At 69.1% G+C, this 22,645-nt stretch carries 24 protein-coding genes and 2 riboswitches; of the genes, 14 read left to right on the forward strand and 10 right to left on the reverse strand.

From position 1 onward, the window contains the following. Window positions 1–164: 164 nt before the first annotated feature. The gene (locus tag ABTX24_RS21605; RefSeq protein WP_160022019.1) at window positions 165–1,367 is read left to right on the forward strand and encodes an amidase domain-containing protein; all 1,203 of its coding nucleotides are present in this window, start codon (window positions 165–167) and stop codon (window positions 1,365–1,367) included. 29 nt (window positions 1,368–1,396) lie between these two features. Next, window positions 1,397–1,807 carry a hypothetical protein gene (locus tag ABTX24_RS21610; protein WP_160022017.1) on the forward strand — a complete coding sequence of 137 codons (411 nt, stop codon included), beginning with the start codon at window positions 1,397–1,399 and terminating at the stop codon, window positions 1,805–1,807. Between the two features lie 26 nt (window positions 1,808–1,833). On the opposite strand, the gene ABTX24_RS21615 is transcribed toward ABTX24_RS21610, so the two are convergent. From ABTX24_RS21615 to gcvT, 4 genes are read right to left on the reverse strand one after another with little or no spacing between them, the layout of a single operon-like run. Next, window positions 1,834–2,361, reverse strand: coding sequence for a helix-turn-helix domain-containing protein (locus ABTX24_RS21615; RefSeq protein WP_350842484.1), 528 nt, complete (start codon window positions 2,359–2,361; stop codon window positions 1,834–1,836). Between the two features lie 39 nt (window positions 2,362–2,400). Beyond that, entirely contained in the window at window positions 2,401–3,807 is a 1,407-nt protein-coding gene (locus ABTX24_RS21620) for an L-serine ammonia-lyase (protein WP_350842532.1), read from the reverse strand. 48 nt (window positions 3,808–3,855) lie between these two features. Continuing rightward, on the reverse strand, window positions 3,856–4,227 hold the full coding sequence (gene gcvH, locus ABTX24_RS21625; RefSeq protein WP_350842534.1) for a glycine cleavage system protein GcvH: 372 nt from the start codon (window positions 4,225–4,227) through the stop codon (window positions 3,856–3,858). Window positions 4,228–4,247: 20 nt separating this feature from the next. Then, the gene (gene gcvT / locus ABTX24_RS21630) at window positions 4,248–5,351 is read right to left on the reverse strand and encodes a glycine cleavage system aminomethyltransferase GcvT (RefSeq protein WP_350842486.1); all 1,104 of its coding nucleotides are present in this window, start codon (window positions 5,349–5,351) and stop codon (window positions 4,248–4,250) included. 56 nt (window positions 5,352–5,407) lie between these two features. After that, window positions 5,408–5,508, reverse strand: a riboswitch (glycine riboswitch). Between the two features lies 1 nt (window position 5,509). Beyond that, a riboswitch (glycine riboswitch) is annotated at window positions 5,510–5,605 on the reverse strand. Between the two features lie 77 nt (window positions 5,606–5,682). Here gcvT and ABTX24_RS21635 point away from each other — a divergent pair. Beyond that, window positions 5,683–6,720 carry a CobW family GTP-binding protein gene (locus ABTX24_RS21635; RefSeq protein WP_350842488.1) on the forward strand — a complete coding sequence of 346 codons (1,038 nt, stop codon included), beginning with the start codon at window positions 5,683–5,685 and terminating at the stop codon, window positions 6,718–6,720. Here ABTX24_RS21635 and ABTX24_RS21640 read toward each other — a convergent pair. The 3 genes from ABTX24_RS21640 to ABTX24_RS21650 all read right to left on the reverse strand — a co-directional run bounded on the left by ABTX24_RS21640 (window position 6,691) and on the right by ABTX24_RS21650 (window position 9,369). Continuing rightward, window positions 6,691–7,515 (reverse strand): hypothetical protein, encoded by an 825-nt coding sequence (locus ABTX24_RS21640; protein ID WP_350842490.1) that lies wholly within the window; start codon window positions 7,513–7,515, stop codon window positions 6,691–6,693. The genes ABTX24_RS21635 and ABTX24_RS21640 overlap by 30 nt on opposite strands. A 15-nt stretch (window positions 7,516–7,530) precedes the next feature. Beyond that, window positions 7,531–8,211: a Crp/Fnr family transcriptional regulator gene (locus ABTX24_RS21645; protein WP_350842492.1), complete on the reverse strand. Its 681-nt coding sequence runs from the start codon at window positions 8,209–8,211 to the stop codon at window positions 7,531–7,533. A 132-nt stretch (window positions 8,212–8,343) separates the two neighbouring features. Further along, entirely contained in the window at window positions 8,344–9,369 is a 1,026-nt protein-coding gene (locus ABTX24_RS21650) for a LacI family DNA-binding transcriptional regulator (protein ID WP_350842494.1), read from the reverse strand. 158 nt (window positions 9,370–9,527) lie between these two features. Here ABTX24_RS21650 and ABTX24_RS21655 point away from each other — a divergent pair, with 158 nt between their 5' ends. From ABTX24_RS21655 to ABTX24_RS21675, 5 genes are read left to right on the forward strand one after another with little or no spacing between them, the layout of a single operon-like run. Beyond that, window positions 9,528–10,859, forward strand: coding sequence for an ABC transporter substrate-binding protein (locus ABTX24_RS21655; RefSeq protein ID WP_350842496.1), 1,332 nt, complete (start codon window positions 9,528–9,530; stop codon window positions 10,857–10,859). A gap of 2 nt (window positions 10,860–10,861) precedes the next feature. Beyond that, a complete protein-coding gene (locus ABTX24_RS21660; protein ID WP_350842498.1) occupies window positions 10,862–11,812 on the forward strand; it encodes a carbohydrate ABC transporter permease in 951 nt (316 codons plus the stop codon). Between the two features lie 2 nt (window positions 11,813–11,814). Then, on the forward strand, window positions 11,815–12,666 hold the full coding sequence (locus ABTX24_RS21665) for a carbohydrate ABC transporter permease (RefSeq protein ID WP_350842500.1): 852 nt from the start codon (window positions 11,815–11,817) through the stop codon (window positions 12,664–12,666). 50 nt (window positions 12,667–12,716) lie between these two features. Beyond that, a complete protein-coding gene (locus ABTX24_RS21670) occupies window positions 12,717–14,348 on the forward strand; it encodes a glycoside hydrolase family 13 protein (RefSeq protein WP_350842501.1) in 1,632 nt (543 codons plus the stop codon). Between the two features lie 42 nt (window positions 14,349–14,390). Further along, window positions 14,391–15,389 (forward strand): LLM class flavin-dependent oxidoreductase, encoded by a 999-nt coding sequence (locus ABTX24_RS21675; protein ID WP_350842503.1) that lies wholly within the window; start codon window positions 14,391–14,393, stop codon window positions 15,387–15,389. 24 nt (window positions 15,390–15,413) lie between these two features. On the opposite strand, the gene ABTX24_RS21680 is transcribed toward ABTX24_RS21675, so the two are convergent. Further along, window positions 15,414–16,004, reverse strand: coding sequence for a TetR/AcrR family transcriptional regulator (locus ABTX24_RS21680; RefSeq protein WP_160022001.1), 591 nt, complete (start codon window positions 16,002–16,004; stop codon window positions 15,414–15,416). Window positions 16,005–16,074: 70 nt separating this feature from the next. Here ABTX24_RS21680 and ABTX24_RS21685 point away from each other — a divergent pair, with 70 nt between their 5' ends. Beyond that, on the forward strand, window positions 16,075–16,347 hold the full coding sequence (locus ABTX24_RS21685; RefSeq protein WP_350842505.1) for a hypothetical protein: 273 nt from the start codon (window positions 16,075–16,077) through the stop codon (window positions 16,345–16,347). 27 nt (window positions 16,348–16,374) lie between these two features. Here the strand turns inward: ABTX24_RS21685 and ABTX24_RS21690 are convergent, their stop codons facing one another. After that, window positions 16,375–17,148: an IclR family transcriptional regulator gene (locus ABTX24_RS21690; RefSeq protein ID WP_350842507.1), complete on the reverse strand. Its 774-nt coding sequence runs from the start codon at window positions 17,146–17,148 to the stop codon at window positions 16,375–16,377. A 128-nt stretch (window positions 17,149–17,276) separates the two neighbouring features. On the opposite strand from ABTX24_RS21690, the gene ABTX24_RS21695 reads away from it, so the two are divergent. The 5 genes from ABTX24_RS21695 (at window position 17,277) to ABTX24_RS21715 (ending at window position 21,794) form a co-directional block, all read left to right on the forward strand. Continuing rightward, window positions 17,277–18,041: a CoA transferase subunit A gene (locus tag ABTX24_RS21695; protein ID WP_160021995.1), complete on the forward strand. Its 765-nt coding sequence runs from the start codon at window positions 17,277–17,279 to the stop codon at window positions 18,039–18,041. A 1-nt stretch (window position 18,042) separates the two neighbouring features. Beyond that, window positions 18,043–18,672, forward strand: coding sequence for a 3-oxoacid CoA-transferase subunit B (locus tag ABTX24_RS21700; protein WP_160021993.1), 630 nt, complete (start codon window positions 18,043–18,045; stop codon window positions 18,670–18,672). Between the two features lie 128 nt (window positions 18,673–18,800). Continuing rightward, window positions 18,801–19,322, forward strand: coding sequence for a cell division protein FtsQ (locus ABTX24_RS21705; protein WP_350842510.1), 522 nt, complete (start codon window positions 18,801–18,803; stop codon window positions 19,320–19,322). Window positions 19,323–19,383: 61 nt separating this feature from the next. Further along, window positions 19,384–20,094, forward strand: a complete 711-nt coding sequence (locus tag ABTX24_RS21710) for a YcnI family copper-binding membrane protein (protein ID WP_350842511.1) — start codon at window positions 19,384–19,386, stop codon at window positions 20,092–20,094. Continuing rightward, complete coding sequence (locus tag ABTX24_RS21715) at window positions 20,091–21,794, forward strand: copper resistance CopC/CopD family protein (protein WP_350842513.1); 1,704 nt, start codon at window positions 20,091–20,093, stop codon at window positions 21,792–21,794. The genes ABTX24_RS21710 and ABTX24_RS21715 overlap by 4 nt, the downstream gene beginning before the upstream one ends. Before the next feature lie 3 nt (window positions 21,795–21,797). Here ABTX24_RS21715 and ABTX24_RS21720 read toward each other — a convergent pair whose 3' ends face one another. After that, complete coding sequence (locus tag ABTX24_RS21720) at window positions 21,798–22,625, reverse strand: DUF8832 domain-containing protein (RefSeq protein WP_350842515.1); 828 nt, start codon at window positions 22,623–22,625, stop codon at window positions 21,798–21,800. Between the last annotated feature and the right edge of the window lie 20 nt (window positions 22,626–22,645).

The following is a 22,645-nucleotide window of genomic DNA, read 5'->3' on the forward strand; positions in this document are numbered from 1 at the left end:
ACCTCGACGGCTTGACGTCTGACCCCACGCCGGAGGCCCAGAACTTCGCACAGCCGACGAGCACGTCGGCACAGATCTTTCCGAGTGCGACGCAATTGACGGAAATTCCGTTGCGCGGCCCGATATGGTCAAGGTCACAAAGTTACTGAACTCGGGGACTCGGAATGAAGATCAAGAAGGTCAATGCGGCGGGCGCCGTCGCACTTGCGCTCACAACTGTGTTGTTGCCCGCGTCAGCCAACGCCCACGAGGGAACATCGATCGGCTACACACCGATCGATGCGGTATCGGAGCATGTCGCCAGGGTCACAGCGGAGGAGCTGGTTGCGGCCGAGGCAGAGATCTGGCGCACGGGCGATCTGGCCACGGCCAAGTCGTTGGCGCTACGCACGCTCGACTCTCGGCTCAGCACCACCCTCTCACCAGAAGCAGTTGCCAAGGTGCTCGAGCGGGCAGCGATGCTCCGGAAGACGGTTACAGACAGCGGCTTTGAGATCACGCGGTACAGCGCCAGCGAAGACTACCGATTGGTCACGGGTGAGGGCCGGACCGTTGTTGAGGTGACGGTGATCCGAAGCTGGGTCGAGACCGACACAGTCACCCGCGAGCAGACAGACGTCGGAGACACTGACGTCTATCGCCTACCGCTTGAGCCAACGACCGATACTCGGATCCCATCCGCGTCAACCGTCGAGATTGCCGCGGAGGGCGAGCAAACGGCGAGCGAGCCTGGCGCCAAGTCAGCAGACACGCTTACGGAACAGGCTGAGAGCGAGACCGCCAAGCCACCGTCTTCCAAGCCCGAGGACTCCGATGTCACGGACGGAACGGTCGGCACGACCGCAAACAGTTTCAACTACACCGCGTTCGCGAACTACGGAAAGAAGTGGACCTCGTCCCCGTATAACGGCGACAAGAAGGAGGACTTCAACCCCAGCTATCCCTACTTCAAGAACAACTGCGCGAACTTCGTTTCACAGATGTACAACAAGGGCGGATGGAAGCGCACCGGCGGCGTCAACCCACGTTTGGACGGGAACTGGGACGACGATCTCTCCGGCCCCGCTGGCCCCTCACGCACGTGGTCGCAGGCCAAGGAGTTGTATAAGTACGCCAAGAACGAGAAGGGCCTCGACCCGCTCGGCAACATCTGGAACGCGGCCCCAGGCAACACGTACTTTATGGACTGGGACGGCGACAGGGTGATCAATCACGTCACTGCTGTCACTGCGCGATCCTCCCGAGGCATCCCGCGCATCAGCCAGAAGACCGCGAACCGCCACAACATGCTGCTCACCACCTGGAAGGCTAAGGTCGATGACAGCCACCCCAAGGTGAAGTGGTACGGCCTTCGTCGAACTACCTGACATCTGACAACGGGATAAGGACCCTCAACATGTGGATGTTTCTCGGATCGTGGATCTTCGTGTTCTTGTTGGTGGCGGTGGCCGGCGTCGGCCTGTTCGCACTGTGCAGACGACAGACCAGAATGACCGCCGCCATCGCGGCCGCCGCTTTCCTGGTTGCGACCGGCGTGTTTGTGTCATTCCTCGTCTCGCCGACGACGGTGGATGACGGAGTCATCTGCGGCGGGACCGTCGGAAGCACCCATGCTGATCCCCTCGACGATATGACGGCTGACGACCTTGCAGCCGAAGGAGCCGAGGACTACAGCGACGATTGCCGCGACGCCGCGCGCGGGCGCTTTGCTCTCATCGTCGGAAGCTACGTCATCGTGCTCGCCGGCATCGCTGGAGCCGTAGCAGCTCGGGGTTCGTCGCGTCAGCGGCGATCCGTCTCCGTCTGACGCTGCCTGGACGCGAACGCGGCTTCTCAGTTGGTGTCGGCCAGGTCTCCGAGGACCTCGATTCGGTCGGACCCGCTGAGCAGGCCGCCCATGGGCGAGACCTCGCGCATCTCGATGGAGTCGCGGTCGAGGCCGGTCATGACGCGCTGCAGGCCGCGTACGTCCTCGCTGTCGATGAGCGAGGTCCAGCGCTCGAGGTTCCGCTCGTGCGGTTGCCCGCTGACGTTGCGGCGGAGGTGGTCGAGGCGGCGCTCGATCCGCGGTTTCCACTCCTGCAGCGTCGTCGAGGTCAGGTCACCCGAGAGGCGTCGGTGAAGCATCCACGAGCGGCGTACCGAGCGCGTCAGGTCGGGCGTGATGGGGCGGCGTACGACCTCGAGGCGCCAGCCCATGCAGGACAGCAGGCGGTCGAGCTGATCGTCGCTCAGGTCGACCTTCCCGGAGAGGAACTGGCTGATGCTCGGCTGATGAACGCCACTGGTTCGCGACAGCGTCGACTGGGTGGTGCCCGTCTCGAGCATCACCTCGCGCAGGATCTCTCCACGTGACGACATGATCCGATCATAGCAAGATCTACTATGAGGCGCGTCGGCTCAGCACTCGATGACGTTGACCGCGAGGCCGCCGCGGGAGGTCTCCTTGTACTTGATCTTCATGTCGGCACCGGTCTCGCGCATCGTCTTGAGCGCCTTGTCGAGGCTGACCCTGTGGGAGCCGTCGCCGTTGAGGGCGAGGCGGGCGGCGTTGATGGCCTTCACGCTGGCGATGGCGTTGCGCTCGATGCACGGGATCTGCACGAGGCCGCCGACCGGGTCGCAGGTGAGGCCGAGGTTGTGCTCGATGCCGACCTCGGCGGCGTTCTCGACCTGCTCCGGGCTGCCGCCCAGGACCTCGCACAGCGCCCCGGCGGCCATCGCGCAGGCGGAGCCGACCTCGCCTTGGCAGCCGACCTCGGCGCCGGAGATCGAGGCGTTCGTCTTGCACAGGATCCCGATCGCGGCCGCGGTGAGCAGGAACCGGACGATGCCGTCCTCGATCGCGGACTCGTCCAACCCGGCCTGGGGAGCCACGAAACGTACCCAGTAGTGCAGGACGGCGGGCACGATGCCGGCGGCGCCGTTGGTGGGGGCGGTGACGACCCGGCCGCCCGAGGCGTTCTCCTCGTTGACCGCCAGGGCGAACAGGTTGACCCAGTCCATGACCCGGAAGGGGTCCTGGGCACCGGCTCCGGAGGACAGGTCGCGGTAGAGCAGCGGCGCCCGACGCGGGACACGCAGACCACCAGGAAGTACGCCGTCGGTGACCGGGTCACGGTCGCAGCCGGCCTGCACGCAGTCCGCCATCACCCGCCAGATCTCGAGCAGACCGGCGCGGATCTCCTCGTGCGTACGCCACGTCAGCTCGTTGGCGCGCATGAGGTCGGAGACCCGGAAGCCCTCGCGCTCGCAGGTGCTGAGCAGCTCGGCTCCGGTGGTGAAGGGGAAGCGGACCGGCGAGTGGTCCGGCACGACCCGGGCGGCGCCCGAGGCGTGCTCGTCGACCACGAAGCCACCGCCGACGGAGTAGTAGGTGCGCTCCCGGCGTACCTCTCCGGAGGCGTCGTAGGCGGTGAACACCATGCCGTTGGGGTGGCCCGGCAGGCTCTTGCGGCGATGCATCACCAGGTCGGTGTCGGCGTCGAAGCGGATCGGGGTGGCGCCGCCCAGCGACAGCTCTCGGCGCTCCCTGATGGCCGCCACCCGACCGGACGAGGCCCGGGTGTCGACGGTCGCCGGCTCCTCCCCCTCGAGACCGAGCAGGACCGCGCCTTCCGAGCCGTGACCGTGACCGGTGGCGCCGAGCGACCCGAACAGCTCGGCCCTCACCCGCGTGACCGCGTCCACGAGACCATCCGCGACGAGGCCGTCGACGAACGTCTTCGCGGCGCGCATCGGCCCGACGGTGTGGGAGGACGAGGGCCCGATGCCGATCGAGTAGAGGTCGAAGGTGCTCAGGGCCATCGCCACGACCGGTGCCGGGGCGCCGCTGAGGTCAGCGGTCACGACGGTTCACTCCTCGATCAGAGCGTCGTAGGCCGCGGCGTCGAGCAGCTCGGGAGCACCGGAGACGCGCATCTCGAAGAGCCAGCCAGCGCCGAACGGGTCGCTGTTGATCAGCGCCGGGTCGGCGACGACGGCCGCGTTGATCTCGAGGATCTCGCCGTCGGCGGGCGCGAAGAGGTCGCTGACCGACTTGGTCGACTCCAGCTCACCGCAGCTCTCTCCCCCGGTGATCTTGGTGCCGACCTCGGGCAGCTCGACGAAGACGATGTCGCCCAGCGCCTCGGTGGCGAAGGCGGTGACGCCGACGCGCGCGACGTCGTCTCGGATCTCGATCCACTCGTGCTCGGCGGTGTAGGACAGGTGGGTCGGGTTGCTCATGGCTGCGCTCATCTCTCGGCTCATTTCTTGGAGTAGAAGGGAAGATCGACGATCTCGGCGTCCTCGCGGCTGCCGCGCACGTCGACGTGGACCTTGGTGCCGGCGGCGGCGAGGTCAGGCCGGACGTACGCCATCGCGATGGGACGTCCGAGAGTCGGCGACGGGGAGCCGCTGGTGACCACGCCGATCTCGTCGCCGGTGGCCGGGTCCACGACGGCGTAGCCCGCCCGCGGAGAGCGGCGACCGGCAGCCACCAGGCCGACGAGCACGCTGCGCGGGCCCTCGTCGCGGCGTACGGCCAGGGCGGCGTCGCCGACGAAGCCGTCGGGCTTGTCGAAGACGACGACCCGGCCGAGACCGGCCTCGAAGGGGGTCGTCTCGCGGTTCAGCTCGTGCCCGTAGAGCGGCATGCCGGCCTCGAGCCGGAGAGTGTCGCGGCAGGCGAGCCCGGCGGGCTGCAGGCCGTGCGGCGTACCTGCCTCGGTGAGCGCCTCCCAGACGGCAGCGGCCGACGAAGGCGCGCAGTAGATCTCGAAGCCGTCCTCGCCGGTGTAGCCGGTGCGGGCGAGCAGGGCCTCGACCCCGGCGACCGTGCCGGCGTCGATGGCGTAGTACTTCAGGGAGGAGACGTCCAGGTCGGTCACAGCGGCCAGGATCGCCGCCGAGGCGGGGCCCTGGACCGCGATCAGCGCCCACTCCGCGGAGGCGTCGTGGACCGCGGCACCGAACCCCTGGGAACGCTCGACCAGCGCCGGAGCGACGACACCGACGTTGCTCGCGTTGGCGACGACCAGGTAGCGCTCCTGCTCGAGCCGGTAGACGACCAGGTCGTCGATGATGCCGCCGTCCTCGGCGCAGATCATCGAGTAGCGGGCGCGGCCGATGCCGATCGCCGAGGGCCTGCCGACCAGGGCGTGGTCGAGGGCGCGTCCGGCCTCGGGGCCGGTCACCTCGATCTCGCCCATGTGGGACAGGTCGAAGAGGCCCGCGGTGGTGCGTACGGCATGGTGCTCGGCGGTCTCCGAGCCGTAGCGGACCGGCATGCTCCAGCCGGCGAAGTCGGTGAACGAGGCGCCGAGCGCCTGGTGGATCGCGTGCAGAGGGGTAGGGACGGGTGAGGTCATGTGTGCGGGAGGCTCCCTGGTGGTGGGTGCCGACAGCGGCACCCGTGGACGGGTGACCTCCCCGCTCTGTCATCGCTACCTGAGAGCTTCACCGCCCGATGGGGGCGATTTGCACCGTGGGTGCAGGATCCAGCGGATCCTGTCTTTCCAGAGGTCGCCTCACCACAGCGGTCATGGGGCCTGAGAGATTCTGGGGAGGTTTGCTCCTTCGGCGCCTCACCCCGGATGGGCAAGGACTCTCCCGCTGCGGTTCAAGTGGCGGATGTGAAGTTGTGCGGCAAACCTAGGTGTGGCCATCTCAGCCGTCAAGATGACGACCTACGATGGCCCGATGCCACCGACCAGCACCAGCAGCCGGGTTCCCGTGGTCATCCTCACCGGTCATCTCGGGTCGGGTAAGACCACGCTGCTCAACCATCTGCTGCGCCAGCCCGGCGCTCGGGTGGGCGTGGTCGTCAACGACTTCGGCGACATCAACGTCGACGCCGGGCTGGTCACCGGCCAGATCGACGAGCCGGCCTCGATCGCCGGGGGCTGCCTGTGCTGCCTGCCCGACGCCGGTGGTCTCGACGACGCTCTCGAGAAGCTGACCCACCCGCGGCTCGCGCTCGACGTCGTCATCGTCGAGGCCAGCGGGATCGCCGAGCCCGGCACGCTGGCCAAGCTGGTCCGGTTCAGCGGTGTCGAGCGGGTACGCCGCGGTGGGCTCATCGAGGTCGTCGACGCCGCCTCCTACTTCGAGACCCTCGACGACGGCAGGGGCCCGGCGCCGGTCCGGTTCGCGGCCGCCTCGCTGGTCGTGATCAACAAGACCGACCTGGTTCCGGCTGCCGAGCGGGACGAGGTCCTGGCGCGCATCGAGCGACGCGTGCGCGAGCACAACCCCGAGGTCCACATCGCGTACGCCGTGGGTGGCCGCATCGACCCGCGGCTCGTCTACGACGCCGCCGTGCCCGAGGACCCGCCCGACGAGCTGCCGATCGCCGCGCTGCTGCGCGAGGCGGCCGCCTCGCACGAGGCTCATCAGCATGCCCGGGCGGTCACCGTGACGACGCCGGGCACCATCGAGCCGGGTCGACTGGTCGACCTGCTCGAGGAGCCGCCGGCGACGGCGTACCGGGTCAAGGGGACCGTCGCCGTCGCGACCGGTCAGGGACCGCGCAGCTACCACGTGAACCTGGTCGGACGCAGCGCCCACGTCGCCGCGGCCAGGCGGACACAGGACGCGACGAGCGAGCTCGTGGCGATCGGCCTCGAGCTCGAGACCGACTCAGTCCGGCTGGACCTTGCCGATGCCCTCGCCCCGGCCGAACGACCGAGCACCGAGGGTCTTCGCCGGCTACGCCAGCTGGTCCGCGTCAGTCTCTGAGACCGAGGTCCATCCCCGGACCCGATGGACAGTCGCCGTCTTCGGGTGGGATCCGGTGGGCGGCCCGATCTCGAAGAGGTCGATCATCAGGAACAGCGGGTAGGTCGGAGCCTGGGGAAGACGTCGTACGACGCGGCCTTCGCAGCCGATGACGGTCTCCTGCCCGTCCCAGATCGCCGTCCAGGTGTGGGCCCGGGTCGCGTCGAACGGGACGGTGACCTCTGCCATGTCGGTGGTCAGGCGTGGGTCGTGGTGCGCCTTGACCCCCGAACGGGCGACCGTGGTCGCGCCGATCGCGTCCGCATCGATCTCGAAGAGGCAGATCTCCCCGGAGTCCTCACCGGAGAGATGCTCGGTGCCGACCAGCCATGCCGCGAGCATGCAGCCCTCGTCCCGGGTCGCGGCGACGGTCACGTCGACGCGACCGCGAGCGGGAGCGAACAGGAGCCGTTGCGGCGTCTCGGTCCGCACCACCAGCCCGTCCTCCCGGTGACGATGCGTTCCGCGTGCGGTGCCGACCGGACCGGAGTACGCGCCGGTCTGCAGGTTCGAGACCCGCAGCGGCGCGTCCTCGGGTCGCCAGTCGAGCTGGTCGGCCTCGATCCGCAGCTCGAGCGCACCCGGGAGGAGCCGGTAGCGAGCCTCGGACCGCTCCGGCGTCGTCCAGTGCGGCAGATAGTGCGGGATCCACCACTGCTCGGACAGCCCGCCGGAGAAGTCTTCGTCGAGATCCGGCCGCCGGGCCGGGGGCAGAGGCAGCTCATCGAGCGGCAGGACCATGCTCGATGGTCTCACCCCGACGAGCAGAGCTCACCCGGCTCGGCGGACGATCCGTTCCATGTCGGTGATGACCACCGAGCGCGACTCCAGCCTGACCCAGCCCTTGGCCGCGAAGTCGGCGAGCGCCTTGTTGACCGTCTCCCGAGCCGCGCCGACGAGCTGCGCGAGCTCCTCCTGGGTCAGGTCGTGGCGTACGTGCACACCTTCGTCGGTGGTCTCGCCGAACCTCTCGGCGAGGTCCAGCAGAGCCTTCGCCACCCGGCGGGGCGCGTCCGCGAAGACCAGGTCGCCGATCACGTCGTTGGCCCGGCGCAGGCGGCCCGACAGCAGGGCGAGCAGCCCACGCGTCACGCTCGGGCGCCCGTCGAGCAGGCGCAGCAGGTCGTCGTGCGACAGCGAGGCGAGCTCGACCTGGTCGGTGACGGCCGTGACCGTGGAGGAGCGCCGGCCGGGGTCGAAGAGCGACAGCTCGCCGAACACCTGGCCCGGCCCCAGAATCGCCAGCAGGCTGTCCTGCCCGTTGGCCGCGGCACGGCTCAGCTTCACCTTGCCGTCCACGACCGCGTAGAGCCGGTCGGCGGCGTCGCCCTCGTGGAACAACACCTCACCGCGCCGGAGGCGTGTCTGACTCATCATCGCGAGCATCGCCGTCATCGACTCGTCGTCCAGCTCGCTGAAAAGCGGTGCGTGCCGAAGCACGTCTTGATCCATTACCCAGCCGCTCCTGTCATCTTTTTACCGAAGACATCAGCGTAGCCAGATCCGGAGCCCCGACAGCGGAGGTGTGGCCCGCATCGCACCCCTATCGAGTGCGTTCTTCGCCACACCCACATGACTCGGCGATCAGGACGGCCGCGGCGCTGCGGTGGTTCGACGGATCACCAGCTGCGTGTCGACCGTGACCGACACCGCAGTGTCCTCCTCGTGGCGCAGGATGCCGAGGAGCATCTGGGCAGCGAGGACGCCCTGGAGGCGAGCGTCCTGCTTGATGGTGGTCAGGTGCAGGAGGCTGGCGTGTGGGTGGTCGTCGATGCCAATGATGGAGATGTCCTCGGGAATCCGCAGGCCGGCATCCCGGATGGTGCGCATGGCACCGAACGCGACTTCATCCGAGTGAGCGTAGACGGCGGTCGGGAGCTCGGAGACCGAGAGCAGCTGGGCCATCGCCGCAGCGCCCTGCTCGCCACCCCAGGCGGTGGTGACCACGAGCGCCGGATCGGGCTTGATCCCTGAGTCGTTCAGAGCGACGTGGTAGGCGCGACTACGCCCAGAGGGCTGGCGCGGCTGGTCGGGGTCTATCGCCTCGATCATCGCGATCCGCTCATGGCCCAGCCCGAGCAGGTGGCCCATCGCCTGCCTGCCGGCCTTGAGGTCGTCGATGCAGACGTGGGGGTACACCTCATGCTGGCCGCCGGCGGCGATGACCTGGACGCCGAGCATCAGCTCCAGGCTGCGCCGCTCGGCCTCCTCGACGGGGAATCCGACGACGATGACGGCATCGACCTTCCGCCGGGCGGGCAGGCGCTCGAAGAACGAGGTGCGGTCCTCCAGGTTGCCGACGTGGTAGAGCAGTACGTCGAACTGGGACTCGCGCAGCACCGACTCGATGCCTTCGAGGATCGCACCGAAGAACCAGCGTGAAAGGTGCGGAGCCACGACCGCAACTCGGCCCGTCGAGCCCTTCTTGAGCCTCGAGGCGTCGGGCGAGACGACATAGGCGTGCTTCTTCGCGACGTCCAGCACCTTCTTCCGCGTCGCTGGAGAGACATTCGGCATTCCACTGAGCGCTCGCGAGGCGGTCCCCAGCCCCACCCCCGCCATCCGAGCGATGTCGGCCAAGGTCAGCTCGCGTGGTTGCTCAGCGTCCATGTCGAGCATGGTACGCGATCAGATGGGAACGGTTCCATCAACTAGTGCACTCCTGTCTGGACTGAGATCCCGGGCCTTGACAAGGCTGCGTGACCTGAATCACAGTTGTGACTGGAAACGATTCCAGTACCGTTTGAACAGGAGTGAACATGATGCTGATGCGCACACTTAGGGCCCTGGGGGTGACGGCAGCGATGCTCGCAATGGCGTCGGTGTCGGCGTGCGCCGGACCCGGCGGCGAGGCGCCCGCTGCGGATGCGAGTCCGACGAGCGTACGGACCGACGTCGGTGCGCAGCAGGCGACGATCACGCTCTTCACCGCGGCCGGGCTCAAGGACTACCAGCAGGCACTGGCCGATGCCTTCATGAAGAAGTATCCGGCCATCACTGTCGAGCTCCAGGTCGAGGCCGACAACAACTACAACACCGTGCTCCCGCGGCTGCTCGCCTCGGACAGTCCGCCCGACCTCGCGCTCGTCGGAGACCTGAGCGGCGCCGTCCGTGACGGACTCGTCACCAATCTGGATGCCTACGACGATGCGTACGGCTGGAGTCGGAAGGTGCCGGCCAGCGTCCTCGATGCCGGACGGGTCCAGGACGGCGAGATCGGCACCGGCTCCCTCTACGTAGGTGGTGGTGCAGCCGGCCCGCTGGCTGGGGTGTTCTACAACCGGGACCTGGCCAAGAAGGTGGGGATGACGGACGTCCCGCGGACCCTCGATGAGTGGGAGGCGGTGATGGCGAAGGCCAAGTCGATGGGGATCACGCCCATCGTCGCGTCCAACGCCGACGGCCTCATCGGGCATCTGTACAACCTGCTGTTGGGCGACTACATGGGGGCGCAGTCCGTACTGGACGTGGCATGGCGCAAGCCCGGTGCCTCTCTCGAGACCGCGGAGGCGACCGAGGCCACTGCCCGCCTGCAGAAGTGGGCCGACGCCGGATACTTCAACACGGACGCGAACGCGATCAACCAGGATGCGTCCTACGGCCGGTTCGCCGCGGGTGAGGGCTTGTTCATGGTCCAAGGCACCTGGATCACCCAGTCGCTGCCGACATCCTTCGACGGCAAGTACGGCGTGTTTCCGATCCCGCCCGTCGAGGCTGGGGGGCCGCCCATCAGCATGACCGCCAACACGTTGGCGTTCTCCATCGCGGCGCGATCGGACCACAAGGACAGCTCAGCCCTGTTCCTGGACTTCCTCACCTCACCGGAGGCCGCCGAGGTCGCCACCGAAAACGGGTATCCGGCGGCAAGCGCGACCGCCAAGACCACGTTGACCCTGGACGCCGACGTCGAGAGCCAGATCCAGGCCGGGTACGCCGCCGTCGCCGCATCCGACGGGTTCTTCACCTGGATCCAGAACTCCGTCCCTGCGGTGAACACGGATCTGCCGGCGCAGTTGCAGCTGTTGGTCAGCGGCAAGGCCGAGCCCGAGGACGTGGTCGAGCACCTACAGGGGTCCTACGAGAGCGGCCTGCGGGACTGATCATGACCGACGTCACCACCTCCGCTCCCACAACACCGCCGAGGATCACCGAGCTGGGCCGGCAAGCCCTCCCCCGTCGACGGCGCCGTTCGACGGCGAGGCGCTGGAGCGGCTGGCTCTTCGCGCTGCCCGCCCTGGCCTTCTACGGGTTCTTCAACCTCCGCGCGATCATCCAGTCGGTCTGGTACTCCCTCTACGACTGGAACGGCATCGGGCCATCCACCTGGGTCGGACTGGACAACTACGTCGCGATCCTCACCGACCCCGAGCTGCTGGCACCGTTGCTCCATGCGCTCGTCCTGATCCTGTTCTTCACCATCTTGCCCGTGTGCTTCGGTCTGGTGGCGGCCGCGACGATGCAGTCGATCCAGGGGCGGCTCACCGGGGCGCTGGCGCGCACCGTGCTGTTCCTCCCCCAGATCATCCCCGGGGCTGCGGCCGGAGTGGCCTGGACGTGGATGTACGCCGACAACGGCGTCGTCAACCAGGTCCTGCGTCTGATCGGTCTCGGCGGATTCACCCGTGCCTGGCTGGGCGACTTCGACTGGGCGCTGGTGGCTGTCGGATTCATCGGCACCTGGCTGTCGACCGGGTTCTGCACCCTGCTGCTGATGTCGGGCGTTGGCAAGATCGGGCCCGAGCTCTACGAGGCGGCGCGTCTGGACGGCGCCGGAGCGATCGCCCGGTTCCGTAGCATCACGGTCCCCGGCCTCAAGCACGAGATCGGCGTGTGCACGACGGTGACGATCATCAGTGCGCTCGCCAGTTTCGACGTGGTCTACCTGGCCACCCACGGCGGGCCGGGCGGCGCCACCATGGTCCCAGGTGTCAAGGTCTACGACCTCGCCTTCAGTGAGAGCCGGCTCGGCGACGCATCCGCTCTCGCCGTGGTCCTGGCTCTGCTCATCGTCGCCATCATCCTGCCGCTTCAACGGCTCTTCCGAGAGGACTGACCGTGGCCGCCATCTCACCGTCCATCCTTCGCGCGGGCTCATTGCGCCGCCGGGGTCCCGGCATCGCCCTGATCCTCGTCGCGGGCTTGTACTCCATAGTCCCGCTGGTCAGCATGCTGTCAGCGGCGCTGGCACCACAGGGGACGATCCCTGACGGCCTGTCCTGGCCGACCGATCCACAGTGGCACAACTTCGTCGACGCCTGGACCGTCGCCAACGTCACCACGCTGCTGAAGTCCAGCGTTCTCATCGTGCTCGGTGTGGTGCCGGTCTCCGTACTCATCGCGACCATGGCGGCCTACGCGATCACCGTCCTCAGGATCCCGCTGGGCCGGGCGTTCTATCTCCTCCTGCTGCTCACGCTCACGCTCCCGTACGAGATCGTGATCGTGCCGCTCTACCAGCAGGTCAACCAGCTCGGCCTGCTCGACAGTCAGCTCGGGCTCATCCTGCCGCTGATCGGCCTGAACATGCCGTTCGCCGTGTTCTGGATGCGAGCACACTTCGTGAACTCTCCCGCAGAGCTGACCGAGGCCGCCTCGCTCGACGGTGCCGGACCCTGGAAAGCACTTCGACACGTCCACCTGCCACTGGCCACTCCGGCGGTGACCTCACTGGTGCTGCTGATGTTCCTGTCGACCTGGAACACCTTCCTGCTCGCCCTCGTCCTGGTCAACGACCCCAACAAACGCACGATGGCCGGCGCCCTGCAGGCGTTCCAATCGAGATACAGCACCGACATCGTGCTGCTCAATGCGGGCGCGCTGCTCCTGATGGCGCCCACGATCATCGTGTTCCTGCTGCTCCAGGGTCAGTTCACCAAGGCCCTCCTCCAAGGAGCCACCAAGGGATGACCGCCCTTCACCTCGACCTCACAAGCCCCGACCAGACAAGGACCGCTGCCATGAACTCCGACTGGTGGGCCGATGCCGCCGTTTACCAGATCTATCCACGAAGCTTCGCCGACTCCGGCGACGACGGCCTGGGCGACCTCCGCGGCGTCACCTCCCGCGTCCCCTACCTCGCTCTGCTCGGCATCGATGCGGTGTGGCTGAGCCCGTTCTACCCCTCGGCACTGGCCGACGGCGGCTATGACGTCGACGACTACCGCTCCGTGGATCCGCGACTGGGCACCCTGAACGACTTCGACGAGATGGTGACCGCACTCCACCGCGTCGGCATCAAGGTGATCATCGACATCGTCCCCAACCACACCTCCAACCGGCATGCCTGGTTCACCGAGGCCCTCGCCGCACCCAAGGGATCGCCGGCTCGTGACCGCTACGTCTTCCGTGACGGCTCCGGCCCTGACGGAGCGAACCCACCGTCGGACTGGCAGTCCATCTTCGGCGGGTCCGCCTGGGCACGGGTTCCCGACGGGCAGTGGTATCTGCACATGTTCGCGCCCGAGCAGCCCGACCTGAACTGGGACAACCCCGAGGTGCGCGCCGACTTTCTCGCCACGCTGCGGTTCTGGGCCGACCGTGGCGTCGACGGCTTCCGTATCGACGTGGCTCACGGAATGGCGAAAGACCTGACCGAGCCGTTCACACCCACGGCGCAACTACCCGACCTGGCCGACGCCGACGGCGCCCACCCGCTGTGGGACCGTGACGAGGTCCACGACATCTACGCTGAGTGGCGCCACGTCTTCGATGCCTACGACCCGCCACGCATGGCGGTCGCCGAGGCTTGTGTGGCGCCACAGCGCCGGCACCGATACGTAGGCGCCGACGGGCTCCACCAGGCTTTCAACTTCGACCTCCTCGAGGCTGCCTGGGACGCAGAGGAGTTCCGCGCCCGCATCGACCGACAGATCACCGAGAGCGCCGAGACCTCTGCGACCTGGGTGCTGTCCAACCACGATGTCGTACGCCATGCCACCCGTTACGGGCTGCCCGGGGCCGAAGACCGTCCACGGGAGACGGCAGCGGCATGGCTGCTCAGCAACGGCACCGAGCCACCGCTCGATCGTGACCTCGGGCTTCGACGTGCCAGGGCCGCAACCCTGCTCACGTTGGCGCTGCCCGGTTCGGTCTACCTGTACCAAGGCGAAGAGCTCGGCCTGCACGAGGTCGGAGATCTCCCCGCAGAGCTCATCCACGACCCCGAGTTCCGCAGATCCGGTGGCGCACGGAAGGGTCGAGACGGCTGCCGGGTGCCGATCCCGTGGACCGGCGATCGGCCGGCGTTCGGTTTCTCGCGCGGGACCCCGCATCTCCCCCAACCCCAGTGGTTCGCCGACTACTCCGTCACCACCGAGGAGGCAGACCCACATTCCACGCTCGAGATGTACCGCCGTGCGCTGGCACTGCGGACGAAGCTACGAAGTCGCGGCTTCGCATGGCACAACGAGCCCCGAGCTGAGGTGCTCCATTTCGTTCGACCCGAGGGCTGGCACTGCATCACCAACTTCGGATCGCAGCCAGTGCCCCTGCCCGAAGGAACCATCCTTTTCGCCAGCACACCGATCGACGGCCATCAGCTGCCACCCAACACGACCGCGTGGTTGCTCAGCGGCGAGACGCCGACCTGAACGTCGCCCGCGGTTGGGAAGCGTCCAGGCGCCGGCGTGGTTATGTCTGCCGTGAAGCTCTCCATGCTGGACCGGTCCCGCACGCGGGTGGGGTACGCCGAGGGCGCTGCGCTGACCCACACGATCGAGCGGGCGGTGGCCGCCGAGCGGCTCGGCTACCACCGGTTCTGGGTCGCCGAGCACCACGCGGTGCCGGGGATCGCGTCGGGGTCGCCGCCGGTGCTCCTCGGTGCGCTCGGCGCGCACACGTCCACGATCCGGCTCGGGTCGGGCGGGGTGATGCTGCCGCACCACCAGCCGCTGGTCGTCGCCGAGCAGTTCCTCATGCTCGACGCGCTCTATCCCGGCCGGATCGACCTCGGCCTGGGACGTACGTTGGGCTTCACCGCACCCGTACGCCGCGCCCTGCGGCAGGAGCTCGACGACCCGGACACGTTCGCCGAGGACATCGAGGAGCTCCGCGACTATCTCGACCGCACCGCGGCCGTCACCGCCCGGCCGGCCGCTGACCACCAGATCCCGGTGTTCGTGCTGGCGACCGGGAAGGGCGTCGCCCTCGCTGCTCGGCTCGGGCTGCCGGTCGTCGTGGGCGGTCCGGTGCTGTACAGCCCGCGGCTGGACGAGGTGCTCGGGGCGTACCGCACGGACTTCCGGCCCTCCTCACGGGCGGCCGAGCCGTCGGTGACCGTCTCCGTCGACGTGCTCGTCGCCGACACCGACGCCGAGGCCGCCGAGCTCGCTCTGCCGGAGGCGTGGGCGATGGCCAGGTCGCGGCAGACCGGCGAGTTCGGTCCGCTCGAGCCGGTCGCGGCGATCCGGGACCAGACCTGGTCGAACCAGGTGCGTGAACGGGTCGAGGCGCATCTGGCGCGTACGACCGCGGGGTCTGCCGAGACCGTCCGGCGTCGTCTCGACCAGCTGGCCGAGGCCACCGGAGCCGACGAGCTCCTCGCCTTCACCTCCACCTACGACCGCGACGCCCAGCTCGCCTCCGACGCCGCGCTCGCCGGGATCATGACCGGAGCCTACGACCGGAGGTAGCCGGAGCCGCGCCGGTGGGGAGTGTCACTGTGCTGCAGTCGCGCCGAGCAACTGACCGAGGGCGTCAGCCGTCCGAGCCCGCCACGTCGGATCAGGCGCTCCGTGACGCAATGTCTCGGCGAGGTACGTCCCGAGCACCAGCGTCAGTATCAGGTCCGGTTCGAGGTCGGTGGTCAGTGCGCCCCGGTCGAGATCTTCCTCGATCTGAGTGAGCACGGGCCGGAGGCCGCTCGCCAGGGCGCTGCGAAGTGCCGCACTGAACTCGGGGTCAGCATCGGTGAGCACCGCGGCCACACCGCCGGGTCCGATGGTGTGCTGGAGCACCTCCTCGGCATTGGCAAGCACCCATTCCAGGCGTCTCGCGGTGGCCAGATGCTCGGGTGCTCCGCCTCTGTCGGTGACGGGACGCAGCGCGGCGGCCAACAGCTCACGACGGTCCCGGTAGCGCCGGTAGATCGTGGTGCGCGCGACGCCGGAACGTGTCGATACCGACGCCACGTTCACTGCCTGAGGCCCTTCCTCGCGGAGGATGTCGATCGCGGCTTGAGTGATCAGCGAGTCGGTGCGGGCCTGGCGCGGGCGACCTCGCGCGGGGGTCGTCGTCTCCCGATCCATGGCGGGAATATACCTTGGTCGATTTACGATACACTAGGTGTATCGATTATTGATCTCGAAGGAGTCCCCGGTGTCTGCCCACCTCTACCTTGTCTCGTTCATCGTCATGGCGGTCGCCGTCAACATCGTCGTCTACATCGGCGTGACGATGGTCTACGTCAGCGAGAAGCGTCGCGGTGAGGGATCCCGAGCGTCAGACGATCCGGTGGCGCCGTCGATCCACCAGGTTCGGGAGCGGGCGGGCGCGGCCGATGCGGCCGCTGTGCAGCCCGGCGATCGTCGATACGACGACAAGGAATCTCGAGGCGGCCACGGTCTGGTGATCAGCCGTGCGAAGCCGTAGAGCCGCGTCCTCGACGGGTTCGGCCGCTCAGGCAGAGCCGGGCCCCGGGCCCGGCTTCGTGGTCAGGGTGTGGGCGGTCTCCAGGAGGAGGCGTCCGAGCTCGGCCTGGCGCGGGGGTGCGAGGCGCGCCTCGATGCCCGTGATGCTGAGCGCTCCGTACGGCTGCCCGTGGGCGTCGAAGACGGCGGCACCGAGGCCCCAGCTGCCGACCACGATGAGACCCGGGTTGACCGCGTATCCGAGCTCGCGGGTCGCGGCGACGCGCTCGCGCAGGGCGTCGGCGGAGTGCTGCTCGCCGTAGGCGCCGACGAGGTCGGTGCGGGCCAGGTAGGCCTCGCGCCGCGACTCCGGGAGGAAGGCGAGGATCGCCAGGCCGGCCGAGGCGACGCCGAGCGGGAACCGGATGCCTTCGTGGAGCACGTGCGAGCGGATCGGAAAGCTGCCGTCCTCGCGCAGGACGCAGACCGTCTCGTCACCGCGCCGGATCGAGAAGAAGGCGCTCTCCCCCGTCTCCCGGGCGATGCGCAGCACGGCGGCACGGGCCGCCGGGGTGATGTCGTGGCGGGTGGTCGCGGCCGCGCCGAGCAGGAAGCACTCCGGGCCCAGGTGCCAGGTGCCGGTGTCGTTGTCGCGCTCGACCAGGCCCTCCTCCTGGAGCGCACTGAGCAGCCGGTGGGCGGTCGGACGCGGGATGGCGGCGGTCGTCGCCAGATGGGTGGTCGTCGCGCCCTCCGGCTCGCGCGCGGCGAGCAGGCGCAGCAGGTGCGCGCTGCGACGGATGACGCTGGGGCCGGGTTCCATGGGACGTACGATAGGCGACGTCCACTCAGTGGACGCATCTGCGGCAGCGGGGTCGTTCAACGAGAGATCGAGCGTGAACTCGCGCTCATCTATTGACCGGGCGGCCGACCCATCCTTGACTGATCATCATGGACAAGGTCATCTCCTCAGCTGCCGAGGCGGTTGCGGACATCCCGAACGGAGCGACCCTCACGGTCGGCGGTTTCGGGCTGTGCGGCATCCCCTCGGTGCTCATCAACGCAATCCTTGAGGCCGGTGTGACCGACCTCGAGGTGGTCTCCAACAACGCCGGTGTCGACGACTGGGGCCTGGGCCTGCTGCTCGGCGCCGGGCGCCTGCGGCGGGTGGTCGCCTCGTACGTCGGTGAGAACAAGGAGTTCGCGCGGCAGTACCTCTCCGGCGACCTCGAGGTCGAGCTGACCCCGCAGGGCACGCTGGCCGAGCGGATGCGCGCCGGCGGCTCCGGCATCGCCGCGTTCTACACCCGCACCGGCGTCGGCACGCAGGTGGCGCAGGGCGGCCTGCCGTGGAAGTACGACGACGCCGGCAACGTCATCAAGACCTCGCCCGAGAAGCCGGTGATGACCTTCGAGACGCCTGACGGCGAGAAGGAGTTCGTCCTGGAGGAGGCGATCGTCGCCGACTTCGGCATCGTCCGCGCGTGGAAGGGCGACCGTCACGGCAACCTCGTCTTCAAGGACTCCGCCCGCAACTTCAACCCGCTGGCCGCGATGGCCGGACAGATCACGATCGCGGAGGTCGAGGAGCTCGTCGAGCCCGGCGAGATCCCGCCGAACGACGTCCACCTCCCCGGGGTCTACGTCCACCGCGTGGTCCCCCTGACCCCCGAACAGGCCGCCGACAAGCGCATCGAGAAGAGGACGGTCCGCTGACATGGCATGGACACGTGAAGAGATGGCCGCCCGCGCCGCCGCGGAGCTGTCCGACGGCGACTACGTCAACCTCGGCATCGGACTGCCGACGCTGGTGCCCAACTACGTCCCCGACGACGTCGAGCTGGTGCTGCAGAGCGAGAACGGCATCCTCGGCACCGGCGCCTACCCCACCGAGGACGCCGTCGACCCGGACCTGATCAACGCCGGCAAGGAGACGGTCACCGTACGCAAGGGCGCGAGCTTCTTCGACTCCGCCACCAGCTTCGGGATGATCCGCTCCGGCAAGATCGACGCGGCGATCCTCGGCGCAATGCAGGTCTCCGCGGCCGGGGACCTGGCGAACTGGATGATTCCCGGCAAGATGGTCAAGGGGATGGGCGGCGCGATGGACCTCGTCCACGGCGCCAAGAAGGTCGTCGTGCTGATGGAACACGTCGCCCGCGACGGCTCCTACAAGATCGTCAACGAATGCTCGCTGCCGTACACCGGGCTGGGCGTCGTGCAGCGCATCATCACCGACCTCTGCGTCCTCGACATCACTCCCGAGGGCCTGCGTCTCGTCGAGCTCGCCCCGGGCGTCACGCTCGGTGAGGTCGAGGAGAAGACCGAGCCGCCGATCCTCCGCTGATCGCCGAGACGTCAGCGGCGTCGGCCGAGGCGTCACCTGCGTCGGGCGAGTTGGCAGGCACGTGCCGACTCGGCCGACGTACGTGACGTCTCGGCCGACGTGTGTGACGGCTCGGCGGGTCTGCGACAATGTCCGGCGTGGATCTGAGGGTGGTGCGGCCGACGCGCGGGAGCGTGTGGCTGGCGCTGCTCGCGGCGGTGGAGATCACCACCGGGTCCAGCCTGGCCCACCTGGCCGGCGGCGGGGAGCTGCCGGACGCGTTGTGGCTGGTGGCGACCGGGTTCGCCGCCTTCGGCGCCGGGATCGTGGTGCTGCAACGCCGAGTCGGGATCGTCCTGGGGGCGGTGCTGGCCGGCGCGGCGCAGCTGGGGATGCACGAGGCCTTCGAGGCGTACGCGACTCCGGCCGCCCACATGCACGACAGCGGCTCGGGCGACACCTCGATGCTGGTCGCGCACACCGCGGCGGCGGTGCTCACCGTCGCCGTGTGGCTGCTTCACCGCCGGGCCTGGCAGGTCATCGCCCGAGCGCTCACCACGCCCCCGAACCCGATCCCGTTCCGCCTGCCGGTGCAGGCGCAGCCGGTCGTGCCGCGCACCGGGCTGTGGACGTACGTCGCTGCCGGCCGGGGTCCGCCGGTCCTCCTCTGAGGACCCGACCCCGACAACTGGGCATTGCCCACCAGCAGACACTCCACAGAAAGCAACAACCATGTCTCGACGTACCCTCGCGCGCCTCGGCGCGCCCGCTGCCGCTGCCGCGGCCGTCACCTTCCTCGTCGCCGCTCCGGCCTCCGCGCACGTCACGGTGACCCCCACCGAGACGGCGGCCGGCGCCTACACCGTGCTGACCTTCAGCAACGGTCACGGCTGCGAAGGCTCGCCGACCAAGCAGATCACGATCCAGGTCCCCGAGGGGATCAACGACGTGACGCCCACGCGGCAGCCGTTCTACGACGTCAAGGTCGTCTCCGAGAAGCTCGCCGAGCCGATCGAGGACGCCCACGGCAACAAGCTCACCGAGCGCGACGCCACCGTCGTCTACACCGCCAAGACGCCGTTGCCCGACGGTCAGCGCGACGCCTTCGAGGTCTCCCTGCAGCTGCCCGAGGAGGAGGGCACGCTCGCCTTCCCGGTCATCCAGACCTGCGTGAAGGGCGAGACCGCCTGGGTCGAAGAGGCTCCCGAGGGCGCCACCGAGGAGCCGGAGAACCCCGCGCCTTCCTTCGAGGTCACCGCCGCCGAGTCCGAGGACGGCCACGGCCACGACGCCGAGGAGTCGGCCGAGAAGGCCGAGCCGGCCGCCGCGGAGATCGAGGAGGGCGACAGCAACAACATGTGGGGTGCCATCGGTGCCGGCGCCGGCATCCTCGGCCTGATCGCGGGCACGACCGCCCTCGCGCTGGGGCGTCGTAAGGCGTGAGTGCTCCCCTGACGCGCCGGCCCGGCCTCGACCACCGAGGCCCGGGCCGGCGCGCCCTGGGGCGGCTGCTGGTGGTGCTCGCCGCCGCTGCGTACGCCGTCCTGCTCAGCACCTCCCCCGCCCAGGCGCACGCGACGCTGATCGGCACCGACCCCGAGGAGGGGGCGGTCCTGGACCAGGCGCCGGAGACGATCACCTTCACCTTCGACGAGGCGGTGACGCTGCCTCCGGCGGGCGTGACCGTCTACGACGCGAAGGGCGAGGAGGTCACCTCCGAGGCGACCGCGAGCGGCACCGAGATGCAGGTCGCGCTCGCGGAGGCGAGCAGCCTCGGCGACGGCACCTACGTCGTCGCCTGGCGTGCGGTGTCGGCCGACGGTCACCCGATCTCGGGCTCGCTGACCTTCGCCGTCGGCGCCCCGAGCCTCAGCGTCGCCTCGCCTCCGTCCACGGAGCCGTCCAGAGCGACGGCGGTGATCCACGGGGTGCTCCAGTTCCTCCAGTACGCCGCGCTGCTGCTGGTCGTGGGCCTGGTCTGGTTCCGCGGGGTGATCGTCGGTGAGCACCGCGTCCCCGACCGTGCCATCGCCCGGGTCCAGCGGGTGCAGATCCTGGCCGGCATGGTCGCCGTGGTCGCGCTGGTCGCGCTGGCCCCGGCCAGCGGTGCGCTGCAGAGCGAGAGCGGACCCGGGGCGATCCTCACCTTCGACGCCTGGTCGCCGGCCTCGGTCGGCAAGGAGTGGCTCAGCGCGCTGGTGGGGATCGTGGGCATCGCGGCCGCGCTCGCGCTGCGCGAACGCCCCCGCCTCGCCGCGGTCGCGGGGCTGGTCGCGATCTGCTCCCCGGCGCTGGTGGGCCACTCCCGCGCGGTCGTACCCGCCTGGCTGGTCACCGCCACCGACGTCATCCACCTCGTCGCCGGCGCGCTCTGGCTCGGCGGGCTGGTCGGACTCGCGCTGACCCTGCCGCTGATCACCCGGCGCGGCACGGTCGCCGCCGAGATCGTCACCCGCTTCTCCACCCTCGCCGCCGTGTCCCTGGCCGCCCTCGCGGTCTCGGGCGTGCTGATGGGCTGGCGGATCCTCGGCTCGTGGGACAACCTGCTCAACAGCACGTACGGCACCCTGCTGATGACCAAGATCGCCCTGGTCGTCGCGGTGGCGGTGATGGCGGCCGGCAACCGGCTGCTGGTTCTCCCCCGCGTCCGACAGGCGGCCGGCCACGACGACACCGTCGAGGCCGGGTCGATGCTGCGCCGGGCCGTGCTGATGGAGGCCGGCGTGCTCGTCGTCGTCCTCGGCGTCACCGGCTTCCTGGTCGACCAGCCGCCGCAGGCCGGGGCCGGCTCGCCCGGGACCGGATCGGCCACGGTCGCGCAGACCAACACCCAGGCCGCGGAGCTGGGCGACGACCACCGGGTCTACGCGACGCTGACCCCGTCAGGTCCGGGCCCGAACGTGCTCCGGCTGCAGATCCAGGACGCGGCCGGCGAGCCCGTCGAGGCGGCGGCGGTCCCGACCGCCAAGCTGAGGTCAGGCGATGTCGACCTGGGCAGTCTGACCCTGAAGACGGTCGCTGCCGGCACCTGGGAGGCGGAGGTCGTACTGCCCAAGGGCGGCGTCTGGGAGGCGACCGTCGGGTTGCGCCTGGGCGAGTTCGAGAGCCCGCTGGGACTGGTGAAGTTCTCCGTCAGACAGTGACGGTCAGACCGTGACCGGGAGCCGGAGCGTGTGGATCATCCCGTCGACACGTACCTGCACGAAGAAGACGTAGTCACCCGCCTTCGGCGGCTTCACGTGGATGCCGAGGCGGGTGCCGTCCTCGCCGTTCTCGGGGCCGCCGAGGGGGTGCAGGTGGATCACCTCGCCCGTCTCGCGGCTGAACGCGGTCACGTGCGCGTAGACCCCGAGGTAGGTGCCGAGGTTGACCGGCTTGCCGGCCGGGTCGGAGATCAGGACGCCGATCTCCTGGTCGATCCCGGGCTTCGGGGTCTCCTCCAGGGCGGCGATCACGGTGCCGTCGTCGGAACCGGGTACGTCCACCTCGGAGGCTCCTGCGACCTTCGCCGTCGTGCCGAGCATCGCCTGCTCTCCCTTGCCGTCGGGGGTCCGGGCCGCGAACTCGACGACCACCCGGTAGGTGCCGCCCGCGGGCAGCGTCAGGTCGCCGGACCACTCCCCGGGCTCACCTTGGTTCGGGTGCAGGTGCCGGAAGACCTCCAGGTCGTCGCGGACGACGTAGAGGTGGAGATCCTTGGTCTGCTCCTCGATGTAGTCGGTGACCGGGTCGCCCTCCTTGGTGATCGTGAAGCTCACCTTCCCCGGCGTGCCCGCCTCGGCGGGCAGGCTGACGTCACCGATCGAGTAGCCGCCCGCAGTCGCGGAGGTGCCGTCGGCGCCCTTGATGGCGGTCACGACGGTCGCCGCGCTCGGGGTCGAGGTGGGGTCGGCCGCTTCCGGTTCGCCGCCGCAGGCGATCAAGGTGATCGCGAGGCCGAGGGTCAGGACGACAGCAGCAATTCCGACACGCACGGGCCAAGGGTGCCATGGCG

Origin of the sequence: Nocardioides sp. NPDC127514, from assembly GCF_040302125.1 — a bacterium.
Lineage (GTDB): Bacteria > Actinomycetota > Actinomycetes > Propionibacteriales > Nocardioidaceae > Nocardioides.